Origin of the sequence: Nonomuraea mesophila (genome assembly GCF_004352805.1) — a bacterium.
Taxonomy (GTDB): Bacteria; Actinomycetota; Actinomycetes; order Streptosporangiales; family Streptosporangiaceae; genus Nonomuraea; species Nonomuraea longispora.
The window spans coordinates 1-696 of sequence record NZ_SMLD01000409.1 but is presented as its reverse complement, the minus strand read 5'-3'; the positions used below and the strand labels follow the sequence as shown (position 1 = coordinate 696).

Here is a 696-nt window from a genome sequence, read left to right as displayed (position 1 = left end):
GGCCCCCCACGCACGAGACCCCCACGCACCGGACCCTCAGAGCAGGGACCCCCACGCACCGAACCCTCAGAGCAGGGACCCCCACGCACGAGACCCCCACGCACCGGACCCACACGCACGGGACCCGCGAGGGCAAGGGCCGTACCACCCCCACGACCCGCGAGCATGGGGTCCGCAGAACCCTCCGGCGTGGGACGCGCCGTCCCACGACGAGACCGGCCACTGGCCCGCGAAACCGGTGACGCCCAGCACGCCGCCGTGGGAGCCGCCACCCGCGTTCACCGCCGCGGCCGCCGGCATGCCCGTGTGGCCAGGGCCCACCAGCGACCCGCACGCCATGCCCCCGTGGCCGGCCGCCACGGGTGAGCTCGTGGCCGAACCCGACCCCGACGAGCCCGGCCTTCACCAGCCCGGTCCCGACGAGCGCGGTCCCGACGAGCGCGACTCCCCGGCCGCCGCGTTCGACCCGAACGCCACCGACCCGGAGGGCTTCACCCGCCTCGGCGGCTTCCCGTCGAGCGCCACGGAACATCACGGCCCCTCGGCGCCCCTTCCGGGCAGCACCGGCGTCCCTCCGCACGGCACCCCCGCGGACGCCCGCTCCACGGACCTGACGGAAAGCCGGCACCCCGGCACCGACCAGGCAGCCGTCCCCCAGCCCCGCACCGGCCGGCCAGGAGCCACCCCATCCGGCCC

Annotated in this window: 1 pseudogene; it reads left to right on the top strand. The window is 77.4% G+C overall.

Annotated features, from left to right (window positions below):
* Positions 1-238: 238 nt before the first annotated feature.
* Positions 239-696, top strand: a pseudogene (locus tag E1295_RS48305) (hypothetical protein); the annotation flags it as partial.